The following is a 22,458-nucleotide window of genomic DNA, read 5'->3' on the forward strand; positions in this document are numbered from 1 at the left end:
TCGGCCGTGAGAGGGAGATTGGCGGCCCGAGATTTTACGCGGTGCCGTGATTCAGCAGCCACACTCGGGAAACTACTTAGCGGTGGTTGAGGGTCAGAACCGATCGGTGGGCAGCATTACGGGCCCAACCAACTCTTCATGGCGAGCGATCGCGTAGCGGTCCGTCATACCGGCGATGAAGTCGCCGATCCGCCGTAGCTGCTGCACCTCGTCACCGCCGCTTTGCCACCCTTCAGGGAGAAGCGATCGATCGCCTCGGTATGCCGTAACCAGGTTGCCCACGACCCGCTCTCCCTCTTCGCGCACACCGCGCAGCTTCGGTGAATCATAGAGGCGTGAGTAGAGGAAGCGCTTCAGCTCGCGCTCCTCAGCCGCGAGCGTTTCGGAGAAACCGGCGAGCATTCGTCCGGCTGAGCGGACATCGTCCACCGTCTCCACCCCCGCCTCCCGAACTCGCGCGATCGTCGTTTCGAGCACATCACCGACCATCGTGCCGATCATGTCGCGAACCAGCCCGCGCTGACGGCGATCGGTTGAAATACCTGCATGCCGCTCGCCGATCGCGTCCCAATGGCGGCGGACGAGAGGCAGCGTGATGAGATCATCGATGTCGAGCAGCCCAGCGCGAAGGCCGTCGTCGATGTCGTGATTGTCGTATGCGATGTCGTCGGCAATCGCGGCAACCTGCGCCTCAAGGCTCGGCCAAGTGGACAGACCGAGATCCCACTCCTCGTTCACCTCCGCCATGGCCCACGTGGGTTTGGCGATCGGACCGTTGTGTTTTGCCAGGCCTTCGAGTGCCTCCCAGCTCAAGTTGAGGCCATCGAAATCGGGATAAGGCATCTCCAGCCGCGTTACGATCCGCAGCGTGTGTGCATTGTGATCGAAGCCGCCGACGTCGATCAGCGCCGCGTCCAAGGCATCCTCTCCGGCATGGCCGAAAGGCGGATGGCCCAGGTCGTGCGCCAGGCAGAGCGCCTCCGTCAGATCCTCGTTCAGCCCCAGCGCACGCGCCATCGTCCGCCCGATCTGCGCGACTTCGATGCTGTGCGTCAGGCGGACGCGGAAATGATCGCCATCAGGCGCGACGAAGACCTGCGTCTTGTGACGCAGACGTCGGAAGGCGACGGAGTGGATGATCCGGTCGCGGTCGCGCTGGAATGTGTCGCGTGGGCCGCGCGGCCCGATGTCAGGCTGGGGATGAAGTCTGCCGCGCGATTGCGACGGTTGCGCCGCAAGCGCTGGAGGAAGGATCATGGAGTGCCGATTGGCACAATCTGATCCGTTGCGGAATTGCTCCATTTGAAAGCGCTGATGTCGACCGTCTGCAGGTCTTCGGCGAAAGTCTCGGCGTCGCTATCGCTGCGGAACGGCCCGATCACGAGCCGGGCGCGATCGCCGCTCGTCGCGACATAGCCCGGAATGCCCTGGAAAAGCTCGCTGTTGCGCGACTTCATTCGCTGGAACTGGCCATTGAGAGCGGCTGCGTTGCCCCCGCTGGCGAGCTGGAGCCAGATCTTGCCGGCGCTGACCGCCGGCGTCCGGGGACGCGAGGGAATAGAAGCGCGTACGACGGGCGCCGAGTAAGCGACCCTGGGGGCCGGCGTCGGCGACGGCTGGCGCAAGAGCTGGTCGACGCCAGCGAGACGGTTGGAATTGGTCGTGGTCGAGGTGACGGCGCCGATCGTATAACCGGTGCTCGTGGAATTGTACGTCGGCACCGCTCCGGCCGAAGCGAACCGCGTATCGCCTGAATCGGGGAAGATTCCAAGATTAACAGCAGCAGCCTTCTGACCCGCCTGGAGGCTAGGCAGACGCTGAAGGAATGGGGCCAGGCCTGCTGAGTTTCCCGGCATTGCCGCATTGATCGCCATCATCGCGCCAGAGCTGTCACCCCCAAGCGCAAGGATGAATGCGCGGACGCGGCCCGTCGAAGGGTCGCCCTTCGCGGCCAGCGGCGCGAGCGTCTGCAGCGCTTCCGTCTTGTTCCCGCTGATGGCCAGGCTGAGCGCGAGGCGACGGCGCGCCTCTTCGCCGTCTGGACCGGAAAGCGCCGCGCGATAGTCGTTCTGCGCGTCCGCCTGGCGGCCCATCAAATCGTAAGCCAGACCGCGGTCGCAGCCGATGGTCGCCATCGTGGCGCCAAGCTGCTGTGCGCGGGAGAAATAAGGCAAGGCAGCCTGAGGCTCGCCGTTGATCACCGACACGGCGCCCATGCCAGCCTGAGGAAGCGGACTGCGTGGGTTCACTTCGTCAGCGCGGGCGAAGAATCCGGCCGCAGCCTGAGCGTCGCCAAGCTCGAGCGCTGCACGGCCTGCACCGATCAGCGTCGCGAAATCCCTCGGATCGGAAGCTAGCGTACGGACATAGCGCGCAAGCGCAGCTGTCGCGGTCTCATTGTAAGGCGAATAGCTGCCTTGCGCCGCCGCCGGCGCAGCTGAAATCAGCGCCGCGCCGCAGCACGCCGACAAAGCTCCCAAAACTGAAAGACGCAACAATCCCCGCATCATCCCTCCCCGATGCGGGATAGAATCTTACGCAAAGCTTTCTGCCTAGAGGCTTTACGATAAGCCGTGCCGCTCACCCGGTAAGGCGGGCTTCAGCTGCAGTAATACTCACGCAGGTTAACGAAAAAGGGCGGCCCCGGCGGGACCGCCCTTCGTAATCATTGTCGCCAGATTACTGGTTGTTCTGGCGATTCAAAAAGCGCGGGATGTCGATTGGATCGCGCTTGTAGTCAGGAGCTTCCTCGTCGATCTGCGCCTTGGGAGCGCCGCGAGCGATGTTCGACATACGCTCGAACAAGGTGCCGCCGGCATTCGCAGTCGGAGCATCAGCTTCGTCATCATCGGTCGGCGGCGCGATCGGAGGAGCGCCGACCGGGCTGGTCAGCACGTCGTCGGCGCCGAGCAGCAGCTCTTCGCCCTCATCTTCAGCCTCGGGGGCTTCGATCTTCGCGGGCGCTTCTTCGACCTTTGCGGCCGCCTGCGGCGCAGGTGCGGGCGTCGGCGTTGCGGTACGCCCCGGGAAAGCGAAGACCTTGCCCGGCGCCGGCTGGGCGCCGACTTCGGCTTCGATGCCTGTAGCGACGACCGACACGCGGATCTTGCCGCCGAGGTCGTTGTTGAACGCCGAACCCCAGATGATGTTGGCGTCGGGGTCGACCAGTTCCTTGATGTGGCTGGCCGCCTCGTCGACCTCCATCAGGCGCATGTCCTCGCCGCCGGTGATCGAGATGATGACGCCCTTGGCGCCCTTCATCGACACGCCGTCAAGCAACGGGTTAGAGATGGCCTTCTCGGCGGCCTCGATGGCGCGCATGTCGCCGTCGGCCTCGCCGGTGCCCATCATCGCCTTGCCCATCTCGCTCATCACCGAGCGGACGTCGGCGAAGTCGAGGTTGATAAGGCCCGGCATGACCATCAGGTCGGTGATGCCGCGAACGCCCTGCTGGAGCACTTCGTCGGCCATTTCGAACGCTTCCTTGAAGGTCGTTTCCGAATTGGCGAGGCGGAAGAGGTTCTGGTTCGGGATGACGATGAGCGTGTCGACGTGCTGCTGAAGCTCGGAGATCCCCGAGTCAGCGGACCGGCTGCGGCGAGCACCTTCGAACGCGAACGGCTTGGTCACGACGCCGACGGTCAGGATGCCCTTGTCGCGCGCGGCCTTGGCGATGACCGGAGCGGCACCGGTGCCGGTACCACCACCCATGCCGGCAGCGATGAAGCACATGTGCGCACCTTCGAGCGCAGCGCTGATTTCGTCGATCGTCTCTTCGGCGGCGGCGCGACCGATCTCAGGCCGCGAACCTGCACCGAGACCCTGAGTGATCTTGAGCCCGAGCTGGATGCGGCGATCAGCGAGCGAGGCGTTGAGCGCCTGCGCATCGGTATTCGCAACGACGAAGTCCACGCCCTGCACGTCGGCGCGCATCATGTTGGCGATGGCGTTTCCGCCTGCACCACCGACGCCGATAACGCTGATACGTGGACGGAGCTCGTCGACCTCCGGCCGCATGAAATCGATGCTCATGACCTTAAACCTCCCCCAAACACAGCAACGCGTTGAGCCTTCGGGAAGAATCTTTGAATCATCCCGAGTCGCAAGCCAAGCGAAAAAGTTAACCGCACCCAAAAAAGTGGGGATGAGTGTCTCCCCAGAGACTCACTTTTCCACAGGTACCTACGTCTTAACCGGAGCGCTTGAATCCACGTGGCGGCCCAATTGGGTTAATCGGTTAATCCCGAGCCTCCCTAGTCCAGGCCGACCTGCTCGATCCGAGGCACGCCGACGGCCCACCAAATCGCGCCAATTGCGGCGATGACAGCGGTCACCACGAATGCCGCACCATAGCCTGCCTGCTGAACGATGATGCCGGTGACGATGGGTCCGAATATGCCCGAGGCATTGCCGATCGCATTCTGGAACCCGATCCACGTTCCCGCGGCGCGCGGCCCCGCGAACATCTGCGCAATGGCGTAGAGGTTTAGCGAGAGGGACGCACTGGCAGCCCCGGCAAGGCAAAGCAGTAGCGCGATCGTCGCCGCCGAATGGGCAAAGGCTAGGCCCAGGATGGCGCAGGCGGCCAGAACCTGGCTCGCGACCATCATCCAGCGCCGGCATGTCGCTTCGGACCGCCCGGACCTAGTCCACCGGTCGGAGAAATGACCGTAGGCAATCGCGCAAGCCCCCTGAACGGCGTAGCCAAGCGTCGCCAGCATCGTCATCTCGGTGAGCGTGAATCCGCGCGACTGCACCAGATAGAGAGGCAGCCAGGCGAGCAGGAAATAGAAGCAATAGTTTCCGAGACAGTGGACGATCGACATCGACCACAAGGGCCATTTGCTAATCAAGGCAGCGACCGGAACATGCTTGCCTTCATCGGGGAAGCTGGCCGTGGCGAGGCTCCCCACGGTCCGCTGCCACGGAAGCAACCACACCAACGTGGCAACTCCGAATACGAAGAACATGATGCGCCAGCCGAAGGATGCGACGATCAGCCCTCCGGCAAGCGTTCCGATGGCAGGCCCCCAAGCGATCCCCGCCGCGACCGCGGAATTGGCCAGCCCGCGCCGTTCAGGCGGAACATGCCGAGCGATGATCTTGGAACTGCCGGGGAAGGAGATGCTTTCGCCGACGCCAAGCATGATCCGAAGCGCCATTAGCCCCAGGAAGCCCCCAACGAAGCCCATCAGGAACGTACTTCCTGCCCAGAGCAGGATACCGAGCGCCATCAAGCGGTAGACGGAGAACCGATCGCACAGCCATCCGGTGAACAGCTGGACCGGTGCATAGACCCAGAAAAAGGCGGAGAAGGCGATGCCATAGGTCTTCGGCGAAAGCCCGAGCTCCGTCTTCATCACCGGCGCTGCAATGCCGATCGCACCGCGGTCCACGTAATTGAGCAGGACGGCTGCGCCGAGGAGGATGACGAGCACGGCCCCTGTGCGCTGCTTGGCGGCCAAAGTGGCCATGCTCCTCCCCCCTTCTTTGTCGCTCGACGCTAAAAGCCGCCCTTCATCGCCTGAATAAGGCGCCCGAAGGCTCCTTTTGCTGGCGCTTGCCTGATGACGGGGCCCGCGATGTCGCGAATATCGCCGCGTCCGCTGTTCGCCAGAAGCGCCAGGCCGATCAATGTCGAGAAAGCCGGCCCGCTATGCGCATCGGGGAGGCCGGTGATCTGCTTGGGCCGGCCGACGCGAACGGCGCGACCGAGCACGCCTTGCATGTAATCCGCGATGTTTTTGAGCTCCGCGCCGCCACCCGTCAGCACGACCTGGCGTCCAACTGGACCTGTGAAACCGAGTCCCTTCAGCGCGCCTTCGATTTCGTTCGTCAGTTCCTCGACGCGCTGGCGGATGACCATCATCAGCTGGGCGCGGGTGAGCTTCATCGGCTCTGCGCCCGGCTCAGCGCCAGACTGCGTCGCCTCAATCATCTCGTGATTGTCGCGCGGGCTGGTCATCGCCGAGCCGTAGAAGCACTTCATGCGCTCGGCATCGCGACGTTGAACCGCGAAAGCCGCGGCGATGTCGTTGGTAATGTCCCGCGCGCCCAATGGGATGGAGCGCAAGCCGACGAGCATGCCGCCATAGTGAACAGAGACGTTCGTTACTTCGGCGCCGAGCTCCACCAGGGCGACACCAAGCTCGCGTTCCTCCTCGCTTAAACATGCTAGGGCGGCTGCGATCGGGGACGCAACGATAGCGCGGACACCAAGGTGCGCCGAGCGAATCACCGTATCGATATTGCGCAGCGGCGCCGGCTGTGCGGCGATGACGTGAATGTCGACGCCGAGACGATTGGCGTAGAGGCCAATCGGCTGCTGTACGCCTTGGGCCCGGTCGATCGTGTAGAGCGCTGGATGAGCATGAAGCACGACTTGGCCGTTGCGGTCGATGGCACTTTTCCCGGCGTTTAGAAGCTCGTCGATATCGGCCTGCTCGACGGGATGGCCCCCGAGTTCGACCTCGACATTGGCAACGTCGCTGACCAGCTCGCCCGCGCCGTAGCTGGCCCACACGTCTTCGACGGTCAGGCTCGACATGCGCTCGGCAAGCTCGACGGCTTCGCGCACCGCGAATTCGCTCGCGGCCATGTCGGTGATGTAGCCGCGCTTGACGCCACGGCTCTCGCGCTGGCCGGTGCCGAGCACGGTCAGCCGGCCATCGTCGTCGGGGCGCGCAATCATCGCGCTGACCTTGGACGAGCCGATGTCGAGAACGGCAATCAGATTTTGTTCGTCGGGTGCGGGCACTAGCTCGACTTCACCCCTGCTGCTGCGCTTGCTGCTGCTCGCCCGTAATCGGCTCGCCGGGGGCGCGGGGAAGACGGACGATCATCTTGTCCGGAACGCGTAAGTCGAAGCGCACGATCCCCCGCCCGAGAAGGCCCGACGATTTGTCGAGCCGCGCGAATTTGGCGAGCGCCGCCTTCGCTGCGGCCTGTCCCTCCGGAAGTGCAACCGTCTCGCCGGTCTGGAAGCTCAAATCCCAGCGCCGACCACCGACCCAGGTCGCCGAGGCAAGCTGCGGCTTCAGCGTTGGAACACCGCCCATCAGCTGCTCCAGATCTCGCGCCTCGCCATTAGCGCCCGGGCCGATCAGCAGCGGCAGGTCCGGCATCTTGTCGACCGGGACACGGTCAAGCATCACACCCTCGGCATCGACCAGCGCGAGCTGACCCTGGTTCTGCCATAGAGCCGCGGGCGTGCGTTCAACGATATCGATCACCAAAGTGTCGGGTAGCCGGCGAGACACGCGCGCGTCCTTCACCCAGCCGAACGCCAGCAGCCGATCGCGAATTGCGGAGACGTTGACCAGCGCCTGTGGTGCTTTGTCGCGGCCCGCCAATTCCGCCGCCCGATGGAGTTCATCATTGACGACCGAATCCACGAGGGCGCGGTTCATGTGGTGCAGGCCGACGATCTGATAACCACTTACGGTGAAGCCAGCCTCACCGATCGCGGTACCCGCCGCGCGTTCAGCCTTCGCGGGAATGTCGAGTGCGACCAAGACAACTGCGGTAATCGCGAGCACGAAACCGCCAAAGACAACGCCCGCCACTTTGTTGGCACGCTTTTGATCAACTGGAAGCTTCTTCGCGATCTTCTTTGGGACCGACACCTTGGACGGCTTGCGCGGCCTCGAACGGCCACTTCCACCGCCCCTCCGAACATGCGCGGCGCTCATTGCAACGCCTCCTCGATCAAACGCTCGACCAGCTCACCGTAGCTGATGCCGCGCAGCTTCGCCTGTTCCGGGACGAGGCTCAAGGGCGTCATTCCGGGCTGCGTATTCACTTCGAGCAGATAGATTCCGGCCTCCCCCTGCTCGTCGTCCCAGCGGAAGTCGGAGCGCGACGCACCCTTGCAGCCGAGCAGGTGATGAGCCCTGGCAGCCATGTCCATCATGGACTGGGCAATCTCGTCGGGAACCTCAGCCGGGCAGATGTGCACGGTTAGGCCGTCAGTATATTTGGCGGCATAATCGTAGAAACCGGCCTTCGGCTTCAGCTCGGTCACGCCAAGCGCTTCCTCACCCAGCACCGCAACGGTCAGCTCGCGGCCCTTGATAAAGGGCTCTGCAAGCAGCGTATCGAACTCATGCCAGGGACCCGGCACATCGCGGCCGATCGGGCTGCCGTAATTACCATTGTCGGTGACGATGGCGACGCCGACCGATGAACCTTCGTTGACGGGCTTGAGGACATAGGGACGCGGGAGCGGGTCTTCGACGTAGATGCTCTCGCTCTCGACGATGCGGCCGGCCGGCATACGGATGCCACCTGGGACGAGCACCAACTTGGTCAGTTCCTTGTCGATCGCGATGACCGACGTCTCGAGCCCGCTGTGCGTGTACTTGAGGGCCATCAGGTCCATCATGCCCTGGACCGTCCCGTCTTCTCCCGGCGTGCCATGGAGCGCATTGAACACGATGTCCGGCTTCAGCTCGGACAGGCGCGCAGCGACATCGCGGTCCATGTCTAGCTCGGTGATGTTGGTCCAGCCGCGCTCGCGAAGTGCTTCGGCGACCCCCCTCCCGCTCGTCAGCGACACTTCGCGCTCCGAAGACCAGCCCCCCATGAGGACGACGACGTGCAGATTCCGGTTCATTCGTTGCCGACCCGCTGGATTTCCCATTCGAGGATGATGTGACTTTTCTCCTCGACGCGACGACGGACCTCTTCGCCCAGCGCCTCGATCTCGGCACTTGTCGCGCTACCGAGATTGAGGAGGAAATTGCAATGCTTTTCCGACACTTGAGCACCGCCCATCGTGAGCCCACGACAACCCGCCGCGTCGATCAGCGCCCAGGCCTTGTGGCCCGGAGGGTTCTTGAAGGTCGAACCACCGGTGCGGCTGCGGAGCGGTTGTGACTCTTCGCGAGCGCGAGCGATGGCGTCCATCTCAGCGCCGATCGCCTCCGGATCCCCGGGTTCGCCACGAAAGATCGCTTCGATGACCACGGCCCCGGGCGGGACTTCGCTGTGCCGATAAGTGTAGCCGAGCTTCTCGTGCTCCCACTCGACGACTTCGCCCGAGCGAAGCACGAGGCGTGCCGAAACCAGGACGTCGCTGACTTCGCGGCCATAGGCTCCGCCGTTCATGCGCACGAAGCCGCCGACAGTACCGGGGATGCCGCGCAGGAATTCGAGCCCGGCTATGCCATGATCGCGCGCGGTCGAGGAAACGAGGATGCCGCTAGCGCCGCCGCCGCAGCGGATCGTCGTTTCGTCCAACTGCTCTATCTTCGAAAAGGCCTTACCGAGCCGCACCACAACGCCCGGGACGCCGCCATCGCGGACGATCAGGTTGGAGCCAAGCCCCAGCGACATCAGCGGGACATGCGGGTCAAGTTCGTTGAGGAACTGCTCAAGATCCTCGGCATCCGCCGGTTCGAACAGCCACTCTGCCTTGCCGCCACTCTTGAACCAGACGAGCGGCGCAAGCGGCGCGTTCGGCGTCAGCCGTCCGCGAACCTTCGGCATGGTTGCGAGTTCGCTCATTTGCGAGACCTCGCGTCACAAATACCAGTTGCGAGCGCTCCCGCCCATTTCGTGATGTCGCCCGCACCCATGCAGATGACCATGTCACCTTCGGCGGCGAGATCCCTAAGTTCGCGGCAAAGCTCGTCGAGATCACCGACCGCGCGAACCATGCGATGGCCATGTGCGCGCAGGCCATCGGCGAGAGCACCGGCGTCAACGCCTTCGATGGGCTCCTCGCCCGCGGCATAGACTGGCGTCACAAATACCACGTCAGCATCGTTGAAGGCGTTCTGGAACTCCTCCATCAACGACTGCAACCGCGTGAAGCGGTGCGGCTGCATCACCGCGATCACTCGCCCTTCAGCCCCTTCGCGAGCAGCCGAGAGAACCGCGCGGATTTCCGTCGGATGGTGCGCATAATCGTCGATGATGATCGCGCCGTCCGCCTCGCCTACCTTCGTGAAACGACGCTTGACGCCTTCGAACCTTTCGAAACCTGCAACGATTGCCTCGTCGGAAAGGCCGAGCTCGAGCGCCACCGCGATAGCCGCCAGCGCATTCTGAACATTGTGGCGTCCGGGAATCGGCACGAAGACGTTGTCGATCGTCCGCCGCTCGCTCTCTTTGCCCAGGATCACGGCGTCGAAGCGGCTGCCTCCCGCAACCGGCGTAACATTGTCTGCGCGCACATCAGCGAGCGCGGAGAAGCCATAAGTGACGATGCGGCGGTCGCGAATGCGGCCGATAATGTTCTGCACCTCCGGATGGTCGACGCAGAGCACCGCGAGCCCGTAGAAAGGCACGTTCTCCACGAACTCGACGAAGGAGTCCTTTACCTTCTCGAAGCTGCCATAATGTTCGAGATGCTCGGGATCGATGTTGGTCACGACGGCTATCGTTCCGTCGAGCCGGAGGAAGCTGCCGTCGCTCTCGTCGGCCTCGATCACCCACCAGTCGCTCTTTCCGAGACGGGCGTTCGAGCCGTAGCGGTTGATGATGCCGCCATTGATGACGGTGGGGTCGAGACCGCCGCTATCGAGCAAGGCCGCCACCATCGATGTGGTCGTCGTCTTTCCGTGCGTGCCTGCGACTGCGACCGTCTTCTGCATGCGCATCAGCTCGGCGAGCATTTCGGCGCGCCGGACACGCGGCAAGCGGCGCTCGGCGGCTGCCTGGAACTCTGGATTGGTCTCCTTGATCGCGGTTGAGCAGACGATGACCGCCGCATCGCCGAGATTGTCGGGGGAATGGCCGATCGTCACCGGAATGCCGGCCTTACGCAGCTTCTCGACCACATAGCTGTCGGCCGCGTCCGAGCCCTGCACCTTGTAGCCGAGCTGGTGCATCACTTCGGCGATTCCGGACATGCCGATGCCGCCGATGCCGACGAAGTGGATCGTGCCGATGTCGGTGCCCAGCGCCTTCATCATTGAGGGCGTCCCGTCAAATGACTCGCCTTCATCACGCCGGCATTCCTCCCACCGGTGCGACGGCTCCGACGCGCGGCGTAAGCGCGGGTCCGACGACCACCGGCGCCACTCCCCCGCCGACACGCTCTACCAGATCGGCAAGATCGCGTGCCGCATGGGGCCGCCCCACCGACAGCGCACGCGCCGCCGCATTGTTGATCGCAATCGGATCGGCCGCCATCGCCTCGATCTGCCGTGCGAGCACGTCAGGCGTGAAGCTCTCTTGCTGGATCGTGCGCGCGCCACCTGCCTTGGTCATCTCGCGAGCATTCGCGGTCTGGTGATCGTCGGTCGCCGAAGGGAATGGAATGAGGATCGCCGGGCGCCCGGCGGCCGTCAGCTCAGCGATGGTCGAAGCGCCAGCGCGGCCGATCACGAGATGCGCGTCGGCGAGCTTTTCCGGCATGTCCTCGATGTAGGTCATCAGCTCGGCCGGAATGCCCAGCGCGGCATAGCGCTTTCGCACGTCCTCGATGTCATCCGGACGGCATTGCTGGACCACCTGCAGCCTGTGGCGAAGCGACGCCTGGAGCAGGCCCAGTCCTTCGGGCACGATGTCGGCCAGCACGCTCGCACCCTGGCTCCCGCCGGTCACGAGGATCTTGAGCGGCGCAACCTCATCGAACGGTGGAAACGGCAGCTCGCCGAGCTTGGCGATCTCCGCACGCACCGGGTTGCCGACGACGACGGTCTTGTCCTGATATCTGCTCTTGAGCCGGTCGACCTCGTCATAGGCGATGGCAATCGCCTCCGCCTCACCGGCAAGCAGCCGGTTCACTCGACCGAGCACTGCATTCTGCTCATGCAGCACGGTCGGGATCTTCATCGCGCTCGCAGCGAGCAGCGACGGAAAGGCTGGATAACCGCCGAAGCCCACAACTGCGTCGGGACGATGCTCACGATAAAGGCGCTTCGCCTCACCCCTGCCCTTCAGCACGGACATGCCCGCCTTGAGCATGCCGATCGGACCGCCGCCGAGCCGTCCGGCCGGCAGGATGTGCACCGGCACGTCCTTAAACAACCCGGGGAAACGTGCGCCCCGGCTATCGGTGATCAGCAGCACGCCATGCCCGCGGCTCTTCAGCTCAGCCGCGAGCGCATGGGCCGGAATCATGTGGCCGCCGGTTCCTCCGGCAGCGAGAACGAAATTCATGCCGTCAGGCTCTCCCCGCTCCACTTCACAACATAGGGCGAGCGCGTGAGATACGGGTTCCGGCGCGTGAATGCGAGCAGCAAGCCCATTCCGATGGACAACGCCAGCATTGAGCTGCCGCCGTAGCTGATGAACGGGAGCGTCATGCCCTTCGAGGGCGCGAGCTGCACATTGACCATCATGTTGATCAGGGCCTGAAGACCGAACTCGATCACCAGCCCCGCCGCCGCGAGGATGGCGAAGCTGTTGTCCTCGTCGAGCAGCTTGATCAGCACGCGCGAAATGATGCCGAGATAGAGCAGAGCGATCGCGAGGCAGGCGATCAGCCCGAACTCCTCGCCGATGACAGAGAAGATGTAGTCGGTGTGCGGCTCCGGAAGGCCGAACTTGCGCGTGCCGCCGCCTGGACCCATGCCGAACAAGCCGCCTGCGGTCAGCGTCCGCATGGCATTCTCGGTCTGGAAGTTGTCGCCGGTTCCGAACAGGAATTCGTCGATGCGTGCCGTCGCGACATCGTAGAAGAAGTAGGCCAGGATCACGCCGATCACGCCGGCGACGCCAAGGCCGATCAGGATTCGCATATTGACGCCTGCGAGCGCAAGCATCGCGAGCCAGACCGAACAGAAGATGATCGTGCTTCCGAAATCAGGCTGCTTCATCAAGAGGAAGGCGACGCCGCCCGTGACGACCGCGGAGATCGAGAAGACGGGAAGCGACTTGTCGGTCTCGCGGAGGCTCAGCAGCCAGGCCATGGCGATGACGAAAAACGGCTTCAGGAATTCGGAAGGCTGGACCTGGCCGACGCCGAATTCGATCCAGCGGCGGGCGCCATTGTGCTCGGGTCCGATGATCGGCACAAATACCAGCAGCACGAAGAAGAAGGCTGCGCCGAACAGCGACAGCCGCCGCGCGCGTTCCCTGGGCATCATCGAAATCCCGATCATCACTGGAATGCCCAGCGCGATCCAAGCGAGCTGACGCCAGAAGTAGTAAAGCTCGTTGAAGCGGACGTTTCCACCGGAATAGCGGTGCGCGGCGGCTGGCGATGCAGCGGCAACCGCGATCAAGCCAATGCCGATCAGCACCGCGACCAGCAGCAGCAGGACCTTGTCGATCTCCCAGAACCAGCGCCCGATCGCCGACGTGTCCGAACGCCCGTAACGGTTCGGATCGACGAGCGCGGCCTTGGCTTTGATCTGGCCGGAGATGGTCTTGATCATAGGGCCCCCACTAGCTCCCGGAACTTGTGCCCGCGGTCTTCGAAGTCGCGGAACTGATCGAAGCTCGCGCAGGCCGGCGACAAAAGCACCGTATCACCGGCTTCAGCATCCGCAGCGGCCTGACGCACCGCCTCGTTCAGTTTTCCACAGTTTTTCACAGGCATGTGCGGGCTAAGCAGCCGTTCGAAGAGGTCGGCCGCTTCGCCGATCACATAGGCTGAGCGTACATGCCCAAAGTGGGGCGCGCATTCGTCCAGATTGTCGGTTTTCGCCTGGCCGCCGCAGATCCAGCGAATGCGCTCGAACGCAGCGAGTGCGGGGGCGGTCGCGGTCGGGTTCGTAGCCTTGCTGTCATTGACGAAGAGAACGTCGTCCTTCTCGCGGACGCGCTCCATGCGGTACGGGAGGCCGGGGTAGCTGCGGAGGCCCTGAATGATCTGCTCAGCAGACAAACCCAAAACGTCACAGACTTCCACCGCGGCGGCGGCATTCTGGAGATTGTGGGGCCCGGACAATGCAGGCCACTTAGGCTGATCCCGAGGATCAAGGCCAAGTAAATTGGCATCGAAGATTTCGTCGAGATAAGCGACAGCGCCCGCCGCTTTCTCGAAAATGTTGAACTGCTGATCGGCTCGAAACTCGATCACCGCCTCATGAGGCGCGGTCTGCATCTCAAAGAGCCGCGTCTTGGAGGCTGCGTAGGCTTCGAAATTCTCGTACCGGTCGAGATGGTCGGGCGTGATGTTGAGCAGTACGGCGACATCGCAGTCGAGGCTCTGCGTCAGGTCGATCTGGTAGCTCGACAGCTCCAACACATAGACGCCGCCTTCCGGCAACGGATCCTGCGAGAGAATTGGCAGGCCGATGTTGCCGCCCATCGTCGTCGGCAAGCCGGCCGTCTTGAAAATGTGGTGGATCAGCGCGGTGGTGGTCGACTTGCCATTGGTGCCCGTGATCCCGACGACCTTGTGCGGCGGAAGCTCGGGGCGGGCGCGGGCGAATAGCTCAATGTCGCCGATGATTTCGACACCGGATTGGCGTGCGCGCTGCGCTATCGGGTGGCGGTTAAGCGGCAGTCCGGGAGTTACGACAAGGCTGTCGAACTGCGCGAGGTCCGCCTCGTCCAAGTTGCCGATCTCGGCGCCAGCGGGCGCCTTCGCCCTTGCCTCTTCCTTGCCGTCCCAGGCCGTCACTCGCGCGCCGCTGGCAAGCAGTGCCTCCACAGTCGCCAGGCCTGAGCGAGCGAGACCGTAGACTGCGTAATGCTTGCCGGCGAAGGCCTTGGCCGTGATCACCTGAGCTTGAGGGTGCTGAGGCCCGCCAGCGCGAGCACGAAGCTGATGATCCAGAAACGGATGACGACGGTCGGCTCCGACCAGCCGAGATGCTCGAAATGGTGGTGGATCGGCGCCATCAGGAAGACGCGCTTGCCGGTCCGCTTGTAGACCAAAACCTGGATCACGACCGACAACGCTTCGACGACGAAGATTCCGCCGACGATCACCAACGCAAACTCGTGGTGCGTGGCGACTGCCACCGCGCCAAGCGCTCCGCCCAAGGCAAGGCTTCCCGTGTCACCCATGAAGACGGCCGCAGGCGGCGCGTTGAACCACAGGAACGCGAGACCCGCGCCGACGATCGCCAGCAGCAGCACCGTGAGGTCGCCCGCTCCCGGCACGTGCGGAATGCCGAGATAGGCCGCGAAGCGCGCGTTGCCGACGAGGTAGGATATCAGGAGGAACGCGATGCAAGCGATAATCACCGGCATGGTCGCGAGCCCGTCTAGGCCGTCGGTGAGGTTCACCGCATTGCCGAACGCGACGATCACGAACGCCCCGAACGCGATGTAGAACCAGCCGAGATCGAGCACCGTTTCCTTGACGAACGGCAGGTGAAGACCCGTCCCTCCGGAGCGGACCATCAACCAGGTCGCGATGCCCGCAATCAGGAATTCAAGCAGCAACCGCGTCTTGCCCGACAGCCCGGCGTGGTGCGCCTTCTTCACCTTGTCGTAGTCGTCGAGGAACCCGATCAGCCCGAAGCCACCGGTCACGAGCAGGCACGCCCAGACGTACATGTTCTTGAGGTCCATCCACAGCAGGACGGAAATCGCGACCGAGGTCAGGATGAGCAGGCCGCCCATCGTCGGCGTACCGCGCTTGGCCAAGTGACTCTGCGGACCATCCTCACGGATCGGCTGCCCCTTGCCCTGACGAACGCGAAGCCAGCTGATGAACTTAGGTCCGATCAGCAGACCGATCAGCAGCGCTGTCGCGCTCGCGGCGCCGGCGCGAAAACTGATGTAGCGGATGAGGTTGAGGACGCCGGGAAAGCCGAGCTGCTCGGCGATTACGTAGAGCATGCCAGTTCCTTTGCCATGCTCTCGACGAGCTTCGCCAGTCCGACGCTGTTGGATGCCTTGACCAGGACCGCGTCGCCCGGACGGACGATGCGGCGCAGTGCCTCGGTGGCCTCGTCTACGCTTGAAACGAGGTCGAGCGAGATGTTGCCGATGACGCGCTCCGCCAGCGGACGCATCTCATCACCAATAAGGATTAGCTGGTCGACATGCGCCGCGCGGACCGCTGGAGCGAGGCCGGCGTGCAGTTCCGCGCTATGCTCCCCAAGTTCCCGCATTGGGCCGAGAACCGCGATGCGCCGCGTGATCTCGCCTTCTTCGCCGAGGCTCTTAAGGGTCGCGGCCATCGAAGCAGGATTGGCGTTATAGCTCTCGTCGATCAGTAGCACTTCGCCGCCGTCGACCTCTATCACATGACGCTCGCCGCGGCCCTTCAGACCGCCGAGATCGGCGAGCGCGAGGCCGGCGATTGCGACGTCCTCACCGAGCGCCTCAATCGCAGCCAGAACTGCAAGGGCATTGCTGACCCAATGCTCGCCCCGCTGTGAAATCGTGAAGGTCAGCTCCCGCTCCAGCAGCGCCGCGCTAATCAGGCTCCCTCCGCCTTCGGCGGTAACGGCGTGCAGCGCATGAACGTCGGCATCTCCACCGCCGAAGGTGATGATCCGGTCGGCGTAGCGCCGCGCGGCCTTCACCAGTCGGTCACGATGAAGGGTGTCGTTAGGCACGATGGCGGTGCCCTGCGGCTCAAGCCCCTGGAAGATCTCGCCCTTGGCGTCGGCAATTGCCTCTTCTGAGCCGAGGTTCTCGATGTGGGCGGGCGCGATGGCGGTGACGAGTGCGACGTGCGGACGCACCTGCCGCGTCAGCGCAGCGATCTCGCCTTTGTTGTTCATGCCCATTTCGAGCACTGCGAACTCTGTTTCGCGCGGCATTCGGGCCAGGCTCAGCGGGACGCCGGTGTGGTTGTTGTAGCTCTTCACGGAACGATGGACTTTGCCCGGCCGGTTGCGGTCGAGCGCGGCGAAGAGCGCCTCCTTGGTGCTGGTCTTTCCGACCGAACCCGTGACGCCGATGATCGTGGCCTGGGTTCGCTCGCGGGACGCTCGGCCGAGCGCCTGTAGGGCTGCGAAAGTGTCCTCGACGAGAACGTGGGGCCCCTCAACCGGCTGTGAAACGACGGCCCCCGCGGCTCCGGATTCGAAGGCCGCGTCTACGAATAAATGCCCATCGTAGGCCGTGCCCGGCATGGCGACGAACAGGTCGCCCGGGCCGACTTCACGGCTGTCGAATGTCGCCCCAGCAACTTTAAACTGTTCGCTCGCCGTTCCGCCGGTCGCCTCAGCGATTTCTTCGCTGGTCCAAAGCGCGCTCATGCCGCGCACTCCCGCGCCACAAGTGCATCATCGAATGGCAGCACCCGATCGCCGACGATTTGCCCTGTTTCGTGACCCTTGCCTGCGACCAGAACGATATCCCCCGCCTGCGCGATACGGATCGCCTCGGCGATAGCGTTGCGCCGATCCGCCACCTCAGTTGCACTGGGCGCAGCGGCCATGATCGCCGACCGGATCACTGCCGGGTCTTCGCTGCGTGGATTGTCGTCGGTGACGATCACGATGTCCGACATACGTGATGCGACTGCACCCATTTCCGGGCGCTTACCTTGATCTCGATCACCGCCGGCGCCGAAGACGGTGATGAGGCGCCCTTCGACGTGCGGGCGGAGCGCTGCGATCGCGGCTTCGAGCGCGTCGGGCGTGTGGGCGTAATCGATGTAGACGGGCACGCCAGTACGGCTGATCACCGCTCGTTCGAGCCGTCCGCGGACCGGTGCGACACGCTGCATCGCAGAGAAAGTCGCTGCCCATTCGCCACCCGTCGCTAGCACCAGGCCCGCCGCGGTCAGTACGTTGGACGCCTGGTAAGCGCCGATCAACGGAAGCGCGAGCCGGTGCGACTTGCCCGCATGTTCAAGCATCAGAGTCTGTCCGAGGGCGGTGGGCGTCTGCTCAACCAAGCGAATGGTTTCACCCTTGCGGCCGACGGTGAGAAGTTCGTGTCCGGCCTTCCGCGACCGCTCGATCACCTCATCCGACTTAGGATCGTCGGTCCAGATCACAGCCGGCTTGCCGCTCGGCAGAAGCCGCTCGAACAGCCGCATCTTGGCTTCGAAATATTCCTCCATCGTGCCGTGATAATCGAGGTGATCGCGGCTGAAGTTGGTGAAGGCGGCAGCCGCTAGCGGAATGCCCTCGGCGCGATGTTGGTCGAGCCCGTGGCTAGACGCCTCATAAGCGACATGGCTGATGCCCATGCGTTTGAGGCCGGCCATGTTGTTGAGGAAGGTGACGATGTCGGGCGTGGTGAGGCCGGTCTTCACCTGGTCGTCAGACGTCGTCACTCCGAGCGTTCCGATCGAGGCGGAGCGATGGCCTGACATGCGCCAGATCTGCCGCGTCATCTCGACCGTCGAAGTCTTGCCATTGGTCCCGGTGACGGCGACGACGGTCTCCGGATAGGGTGCGTAAAACTTGGCTGCGAGGTCCGCGAAGAGTTGCCGTGGCTCGACATCGGCCAAAAGCGGCACGCGGGCGACATGAGCCTCCGGCCGAGCAACGACCGCAACCGCGCCGCGATCGATCGCCTGGTCGATGAAGTCTTCGCCGTTGAAGACCGCACCCTTGAACGCACCGAACACGCTGCCGCGCGCCACCTTTCGGTGGTCGATGGCAAAGCCGGTGACTTCGGAATCGCTATTGATGTCCGCGATGTCGGACAGGCGCACCGGTGGGTTACTCCTTAACTTCGTGAACGAAGGGGAGAACCTCGCCCATGTTGGGCTCCCGGTTCTTGTCGGGGGCTACGCCGAGCATCGGAGCGATGCGACTGACGGTGCGGCTCACGACCGGAGCGACGTTCCATCCCGCCGTCGTGAAGCCGTAAGTGTCCTTGGTTGCCTTGGGTTCGTCGAGCATTACGACGATCACATAGCGCGGGTCGTCCATTGGGAACACACCCGCGAAGCTCGTGATGTTGATCGTCTGGCTGTAGCGGCCGTTGATCAGCTTCTGCGCCGTGCCGGTCTTGCCGCCGATGCGATAGCCGGGGGCGTCCGCCTTCTTGCCGGTACCCTTCATCACAACCAGCCGGAGCAGCGAGCGCATCTTGTAGCTCGTCTCTTCCGAGAAAACGCGGCGACCCGGCGGCGTTGGATTGCCCGGTCCGCGCCTCAGGATCGTCGGCGCGTGGTAGACGCCATTGTCGAATAGGGTCGCGTAACCCATCGCCAGCTGCAGCGGCGCCACCGCAATGCCCTGGCCGAAGCCGATCGTCATCGTCTCGAACGGACCCCATCGCGATCCGGGATTCAGCGCGCGACCACGTTCCCTCAGCTCGATCTCGACCTTGTCGAGGAAGCCCATCTTCTTCAGCCATTGCTGCTGCCGCTGCTTGCCGATCTGGTCAGCGATCTGCGCAGTGCCGATGTTCGAGCTTTCCATCATGATCTCGGCGACAGTGCAGCTGCGGCCGAACGGATGGGTGTCGTGGACCACGTGGCCGTAGACCGGCAGCGCGTTCGGGCAATTGTAGACCTGGCCGACGGATTTGATGACGCCGGAGTCCATGGCCATCGCTACGGTGAAGGGCTTGAAGGTCGATCCGAGCTCGAACACGCCGAGGGTCGCGCGATTGAAGTGAGCTTCCGGCGTGCCCTGGCCGGGAGTGTTCGGATTGAGCGTTGGCATCGAGGTCATTGCGAGGACCTCGCCCGTGTGGACGTCCATCACCACGCCAGCCGCGCCGATTGCTGAGAACTCGGCCATTGCTGCACCCAGCTCATGCTCGAGCGCCTGTTGGATCTTGCTTGAAATGGAGAGCTGCAGCGGTTGGCCGCGGGTCGCCGGGTCGGACAGATATTTGTCGAACGCACGCTCGACACCCGCAGCACCGTGGCCGTCGATGTCGGTGAAGCCAAGCACGTGGGCGGCGAGTGTCGTCTGCGGATAAAGCCGATCGGGTTCGCGCTGGATGGCGAGACCCGGCTCGCCGAGCGCATTGACGGCTTCGACCAGCGACGGAGAAGCGCGACGACGCAGGTAGAAGAAGGGCTTACCCGACTTCAGCATCGCGAAATATTGCTCTTCGCTCTGCTCGGGCATGAGCTGGGCCAGCTTCCTTGCCAGCGCGAGCTTGTCGCCGATCACTTTTGTCGGATGAATCGCGATCGTCCACGCATCGATCGTCCGGGCCAGCGGCTCGCCGTCCCGGTCGACGATGTCACCCCGGTCCGGGATGAGTGCCGTGAGGCCTTCCTTGCGGCCCGCGTGATCGCCGAATGCCGCGAGGTAGAGAATGCGAAGCGTGATGATCGCGACGACGCCGGCATAGACCAGCATGCCGAACATCAGGCGCTGGTGCATGACGGCCAGAATCTGGCGGCGCTGACCGACGAGTCGGAGCCGCTCGGGCCGTGGCGCGACGAGAGCGGGCGTCGGTGCGTTCATCGGCCGGGATGCAGGTCCTTGGAAGTTTTCGAGACAGTCTTGGGCGAATGTTTGTCCGGTAACGGAGCAAGCGGATCAGCCTTCGCAAGCCGCGCCGGCTTTGTCACCGGCTTGGCAAGCGCAACCGTCGGTTTATCCACCGCTTTTGCAGGGTGGGCGGCCGCGAGGCCCGGCTTATCCACGGGTTTCTTTGGTGCCGGCTTGGCCGCTGTTGCCGGCTTGTCCGCGGACTTGAAACCCGTCGTCGCCAGGGGCGCAGGCTGGGCGGGCTTCGTCGGGACCTCGCGCGTCCCGGAAATCTTGTAGCTGGCATCGTGAAGCAGCTCGCGCGGCGCGACCGCCGTGGGTGCGCCTGCTTCATCCACTTCAGCTTCGCCGATCGGCAGCTTCTTCGGCTCAGGAGCCGGCGCAGAAGCCAGCACGACAGGAGCCTGGAAGTTGACCTGATGCTGCGGCGTGGTCAGCCGGGCCAGTTCGAAACTGCCAGACAGGAACTGATCGGCCTGCGGCGCAGACAGCGCCAGAACCTTCGCGTTCCAGCGTTCGAGCTGCGACAGGCGCGCGCGGGTCCCTATCTCGGTCTGGATCGTACGAAGGTCGCGCTGGGCCAGCACGATCTTGGTCTCCACGTCCTCGAGCGACGCGCGCTCTGACGCGACCCGTAGCGACACCAGGTAACAGCCGAGCGCTGCGCCGGCGCAGCTCGCGACCATGAACAGCGAACCGAAGTTCCGCACGCTCATTGTACTCCATCCCTCCATGCGGGCGCGGCAGTACGCACCGCGCTCCTCAACCGTGCCGACCGGGACCGGGGGTTCGCGGCCAGTTCACGCTCCGTCGGGGAAACCGGCTTCGCGACACGCTCGAACGTCGGTTCGCGCGCGTCGGTCTGCACAGGACGGTGGCGCGAACCGGCCGGCGTTCCTCCGCTACGTTCGCGGAAGAAGCGCTTCACGATCCGGTCCTCGAGGCTGTGAAAGGTGACTACGGCCAAACGTCCGCCGGGGCGCAGGGAACGTTCGGCCGCAGCCAAACCAAGCTCGAGCTCTTCAAGCTCGGCGTTCAAATGAATGCGAATTGCCTGGAAGGTCCGCGTTGCCGGATCCGCCTTCTGGCCCGGGCGGAAGCCCGCGGCACGTCGCACGATCGCCGCCAGTTCAGCAGTACGCTCGACAGGACGTGCAGCAACGATGGCACGGGCAATTGCCCGGGCGCGCGGCTCCTCCCCATAGTCGCGCAGGACCCGGGCAATGTCGGCCTCCTCGGCCGAATTCAGATATTCTGCTGCGGTCAGCCCGGACTTCGACATACGCATGTCGAGCGGACCGTCGGACTGGAATGAAAAACCGCGATCTGCGCGGTCGAGCTGCATCGAGCTGACCCCGATATCGAGCGCGATCGCGTCGACGAGGCCGATGCCACGGTCGGCAAGAACGCGATCCATCTGGCTGAAATTCTCGTTGATGAGCGTCAGGCGCGGGTCCGGGACGAGTGACGAACCCGCCTCGATCGCATCGGGGTCGCGATCGAAGCCAATCACTCGTCCCGCCCCCGCCGAGAGCATGGCGCGCGTATAGCCGCCCGCTCCGAATGTGCCGTCCACCGCCGTTCCGCCGTCCTGCAGCTGAAGCGCTGCTACGACGTCGTTGACCAGCACCGGTACGTGTGGGGCCTTGTTTGTACCGGTGCTGGTCACGACTGGCCTCGCTCTTCGAGGCGGAAACGGGCAATGTCCTTGAGGTCCTCGGGGATCCGCGGATCGTCGAGAAGAAGTTGCGGGTTCCAGATCTGGAAGGTCTCGCCGGTGCCGAGGAACAGCGCGAGCTCGCCGATCTGTCCCTTCCGGCGCATCATCGGCGGGAACAGGATGCGGCCAGAGCTGTCGTAGGGAACCTCCTCGGTGGCCGCGAAGGCCATGAGGTTGCGCTGCTGATATTCGAGCTGTGCGTCGGGGCTGGTCTCTTCCTTTTCGAGCAGCCGCTCGAGCTTCGCGTGCTTCAGCGCCGCGTAGGCGGGATCATAGGCGCTGAGGCAGGGGAAATTCTCGTGCTTGGCAAGAGTGATGGTGCGAGCATCGCCACGGCGCTCGATGACGCTGCGCAGGAAGGAAGGGATCGACACCCGGCCCTTCCCGTCAACCGCGTTCAACGCGCTGCCCTGAAACAGATGGTCTAGCGCCACGTCACTCCCCGTTCGCAGCGCGCAAGTTTCCCCGTCGCGGAAACGCATCGTCACGCGCCCGCTTCAGCGTTCGAATCAA

General features: G+C 63.9%; 19 protein-coding genes. All 19 read right to left on the reverse strand.

The genetic code is table 11. The annotated features are described in order from the left end of the window. Positions 1-93 precede the first annotated feature (93 nt). The 19 genes from AC4GYV_RS10815 to AC4GYV_RS10905 all read right to left on the reverse strand — a co-directional run bounded on the left by AC4GYV_RS10815 (position 94) and on the right by AC4GYV_RS10905 (position 22,379). The gene (locus AC4GYV_RS10815) at positions 94-1,257 is read right to left on the reverse strand and encodes a deoxyguanosinetriphosphate triphosphohydrolase (protein ID WP_491100718.1); all 1,164 of its coding nucleotides are present in this window, start codon (positions 1,255-1,257) and stop codon (positions 94-96) included. Beyond that, a complete protein-coding gene (locus tag AC4GYV_RS10820; RefSeq protein WP_491100719.1) occupies positions 1,254-2,507 on the reverse strand; it encodes an SPOR domain-containing protein in 1,254 nt (417 codons plus the stop codon). Before AC4GYV_RS10820 ends, AC4GYV_RS10815 begins: the two co-directional genes overlap by 4 nt. A gap of 172 nt (positions 2,508-2,679) precedes the next feature. Beyond that, a complete protein-coding gene (ftsZ, locus tag AC4GYV_RS10825) occupies positions 2,680-4,032 on the reverse strand; it encodes a cell division protein FtsZ (protein ID WP_491100720.1) in 1,353 nt (450 codons plus the stop codon). A gap of 221 nt (positions 4,033-4,253) precedes the next feature. Beyond that, complete coding sequence (locus AC4GYV_RS10830) at positions 4,254-5,474, reverse strand: MFS transporter (RefSeq protein WP_491100721.1); 1,221 nt, start codon at positions 5,472-5,474, stop codon at positions 4,254-4,256. 29 nt (positions 5,475-5,503) lie between these two features. After that, the gene (ftsA, locus tag AC4GYV_RS10835; RefSeq protein ID WP_491100722.1) at positions 5,504-6,757 is read right to left on the reverse strand and encodes a cell division protein FtsA; all 1,254 of its coding nucleotides are present in this window, start codon (positions 6,755-6,757) and stop codon (positions 5,504-5,506) included. A gap of 10 nt (positions 6,758-6,767) precedes the next feature. After that, a complete protein-coding gene (locus tag AC4GYV_RS10840; RefSeq protein WP_491100723.1) occupies positions 6,768-7,691 on the reverse strand; it encodes a cell division protein FtsQ/DivIB in 924 nt (307 codons plus the stop codon). Next, the gene (locus tag AC4GYV_RS10845) at positions 7,688-8,614 is read right to left on the reverse strand and encodes a D-alanine--D-alanine ligase (RefSeq protein ID WP_491100724.1); all 927 of its coding nucleotides are present in this window, start codon (positions 8,612-8,614) and stop codon (positions 7,688-7,690) included. Before AC4GYV_RS10845 ends, AC4GYV_RS10840 begins: the two co-directional genes overlap by 4 nt. After that, a complete protein-coding gene (gene murB, locus AC4GYV_RS10850; protein WP_491100725.1) occupies positions 8,611-9,507 on the reverse strand; it encodes a UDP-N-acetylmuramate dehydrogenase in 897 nt (298 codons plus the stop codon). The genes AC4GYV_RS10845 and murB overlap by 4 nt, the downstream gene beginning before the upstream one ends. Then, complete coding sequence (gene murC, locus AC4GYV_RS10855; protein ID WP_491101587.1) at positions 9,504-10,916, reverse strand: UDP-N-acetylmuramate--L-alanine ligase; 1,413 nt, start codon at positions 10,914-10,916, stop codon at positions 9,504-9,506. The genes murB and murC overlap by 4 nt, the downstream gene beginning before the upstream one ends. A gap of 34 nt (positions 10,917-10,950) precedes the next feature. Next, the gene (gene murG, locus AC4GYV_RS10860) at positions 10,951-12,111 is read right to left on the reverse strand and encodes an undecaprenyldiphospho-muramoylpentapeptide beta-N-acetylglucosaminyltransferase (RefSeq protein WP_491100726.1); all 1,161 of its coding nucleotides are present in this window, start codon (positions 12,109-12,111) and stop codon (positions 10,951-10,953) included. Next, positions 12,108-13,331: an FtsW/RodA/SpoVE family cell cycle protein gene (locus AC4GYV_RS10865; protein WP_491100727.1), complete on the reverse strand. Its 1,224-nt coding sequence runs from the start codon at positions 13,329-13,331 to the stop codon at positions 12,108-12,110. Before AC4GYV_RS10865 ends, murG begins: the two co-directional genes overlap by 4 nt. After that, on the reverse strand, positions 13,328-14,626 hold the full coding sequence (murD, locus tag AC4GYV_RS10870) for a UDP-N-acetylmuramoyl-L-alanine--D-glutamate ligase (protein WP_491100728.1): 1,299 nt from the start codon (positions 14,624-14,626) through the stop codon (positions 13,328-13,330). Before murD ends, AC4GYV_RS10865 begins: the two co-directional genes overlap by 4 nt. Further along, positions 14,623-15,693, reverse strand: a complete 1,071-nt coding sequence (mraY, locus tag AC4GYV_RS10875) for a phospho-N-acetylmuramoyl-pentapeptide-transferase (protein ID WP_491100729.1) — start codon at positions 15,691-15,693, stop codon at positions 14,623-14,625. Before mraY ends, murD begins: the two co-directional genes overlap by 4 nt. Continuing rightward, positions 15,681-17,066 (reverse strand): UDP-N-acetylmuramoyl-tripeptide--D-alanyl-D-alanine ligase, encoded by a 1,386-nt coding sequence (locus AC4GYV_RS10880; protein ID WP_491100730.1) that lies wholly within the window; start codon positions 17,064-17,066, stop codon positions 15,681-15,683. The genes mraY and AC4GYV_RS10880 overlap by 13 nt, the downstream gene beginning before the upstream one ends. Further along, a complete protein-coding gene (locus AC4GYV_RS10885; protein ID WP_491100731.1) occupies positions 17,063-18,478 on the reverse strand; it encodes a UDP-N-acetylmuramoyl-L-alanyl-D-glutamate--2,6-diaminopimelate ligase in 1,416 nt (471 codons plus the stop codon). The genes AC4GYV_RS10880 and AC4GYV_RS10885 overlap by 4 nt, the downstream gene beginning before the upstream one ends. 7 nt (positions 18,479-18,485) lie before the next feature. Then, complete coding sequence (locus AC4GYV_RS10890) at positions 18,486-20,198, reverse strand: peptidoglycan D,D-transpeptidase FtsI family protein (RefSeq protein WP_491100732.1); 1,713 nt, start codon at positions 20,196-20,198, stop codon at positions 18,486-18,488. Beyond that, entirely contained in the window at positions 20,195-20,941 is a 747-nt protein-coding gene (locus tag AC4GYV_RS10895) for a hypothetical protein (RefSeq protein ID WP_491100733.1), read from the reverse strand. The genes AC4GYV_RS10890 and AC4GYV_RS10895 overlap by 4 nt, the downstream gene beginning before the upstream one ends. Next, positions 20,938-21,894: a 16S rRNA (cytosine(1402)-N(4))-methyltransferase RsmH gene (rsmH, locus tag AC4GYV_RS10900; protein ID WP_491100734.1), complete on the reverse strand. Its 957-nt coding sequence runs from the start codon at positions 21,892-21,894 to the stop codon at positions 20,938-20,940. Before rsmH ends, AC4GYV_RS10895 begins: the two co-directional genes overlap by 4 nt. Next, positions 21,891-22,379 (reverse strand): division/cell wall cluster transcriptional repressor MraZ, encoded by a 489-nt coding sequence (locus tag AC4GYV_RS10905; protein WP_491100735.1) that lies wholly within the window; start codon positions 22,377-22,379, stop codon positions 21,891-21,893. Before AC4GYV_RS10905 ends, rsmH begins: the two co-directional genes overlap by 4 nt. Positions 22,380-22,458 lie beyond the last annotated feature (79 nt).

Source organism: Sphingomonas sp. SP4 (assembly GCF_058313375.1).

Bases quoted from the DNA above. Each gene is read 5' to 3' on its own strand.
- AC4GYV_RS10815 (WP_491100718.1), bottom strand. From the start codon at position 1,257: ATGATCCTTCCTCCAGCGCTTGCGGCGCAACCGTCGCAATCGCGCGGC.
- AC4GYV_RS10820 (WP_491100719.1), bottom strand. From the start codon at position 2,507: ATGCGGGGATTGTTGCGTCTTTCAGTTTTGGGAGCTTTGTCGGCGTGC.
- ftsZ (WP_491100720.1), bottom strand. From the start codon at position 4,032: ATGAGCATCGATTTCATGCGGCCGGAGGTCGACGAGCTCCGTCCACGT.
- AC4GYV_RS10830 (WP_491100721.1), bottom strand. From the start codon at position 5,474: ATGGCCACTTTGGCCGCCAAGCAGCGCACAGGGGCCGTGCTCGTCATC.
- AC4GYV_RS10840 (WP_491100723.1), bottom strand. From the start codon at position 7,691: ATGAGCGCCGCGCATGTTCGGAGGGGCGGTGGAAGTGGCCGTTCGAGG.
- AC4GYV_RS10845 (WP_491100724.1), bottom strand. From the start codon at position 8,614: ATGAACCGGAATCTGCACGTCGTCGTCCTCATGGGGGGCTGGTCTTCG.
- murB (WP_491100725.1), bottom strand. From the start codon at position 9,507: ATGAGCGAACTCGCAACCATGCCGAAGGTTCGCGGACGGCTGACGCCG.
- murC (WP_491101587.1), bottom strand. From the start codon at position 10,916: ATGAAGGCGCTGGGCACCGACATCGGCACGATCCACTTCGTCGGCATC.
- murG (WP_491100726.1), bottom strand. From the start codon at position 12,111: ATGAATTTCGTTCTCGCTGCCGGAGGAACCGGCGGCCACATGATTCCG.
- AC4GYV_RS10865 (WP_491100727.1), bottom strand. From the start codon at position 13,331: ATGATCAAGACCATCTCCGGCCAGATCAAAGCCAAGGCCGCGCTCGTC.
- mraY (WP_491100729.1), bottom strand. From the start codon at position 15,693: ATGCTCTACGTAATCGCCGAGCAGCTCGGCTTTCCCGGCGTCCTCAAC.
- AC4GYV_RS10880 (WP_491100730.1), bottom strand. From the start codon at position 17,066: ATGAGCGCGCTTTGGACCAGCGAAGAAATCGCTGAGGCGACCGGCGGA.
- AC4GYV_RS10890 (WP_491100732.1), bottom strand. From the start codon at position 20,198: ATGAACGCACCGACGCCCGCTCTCGTCGCGCCACGGCCCGAGCGGCTC.
- AC4GYV_RS10895 (WP_491100733.1), bottom strand. From the start codon at position 20,941: ATGAGCGTGCGGAACTTCGGTTCGCTGTTCATGGTCGCGAGCTGCGCC.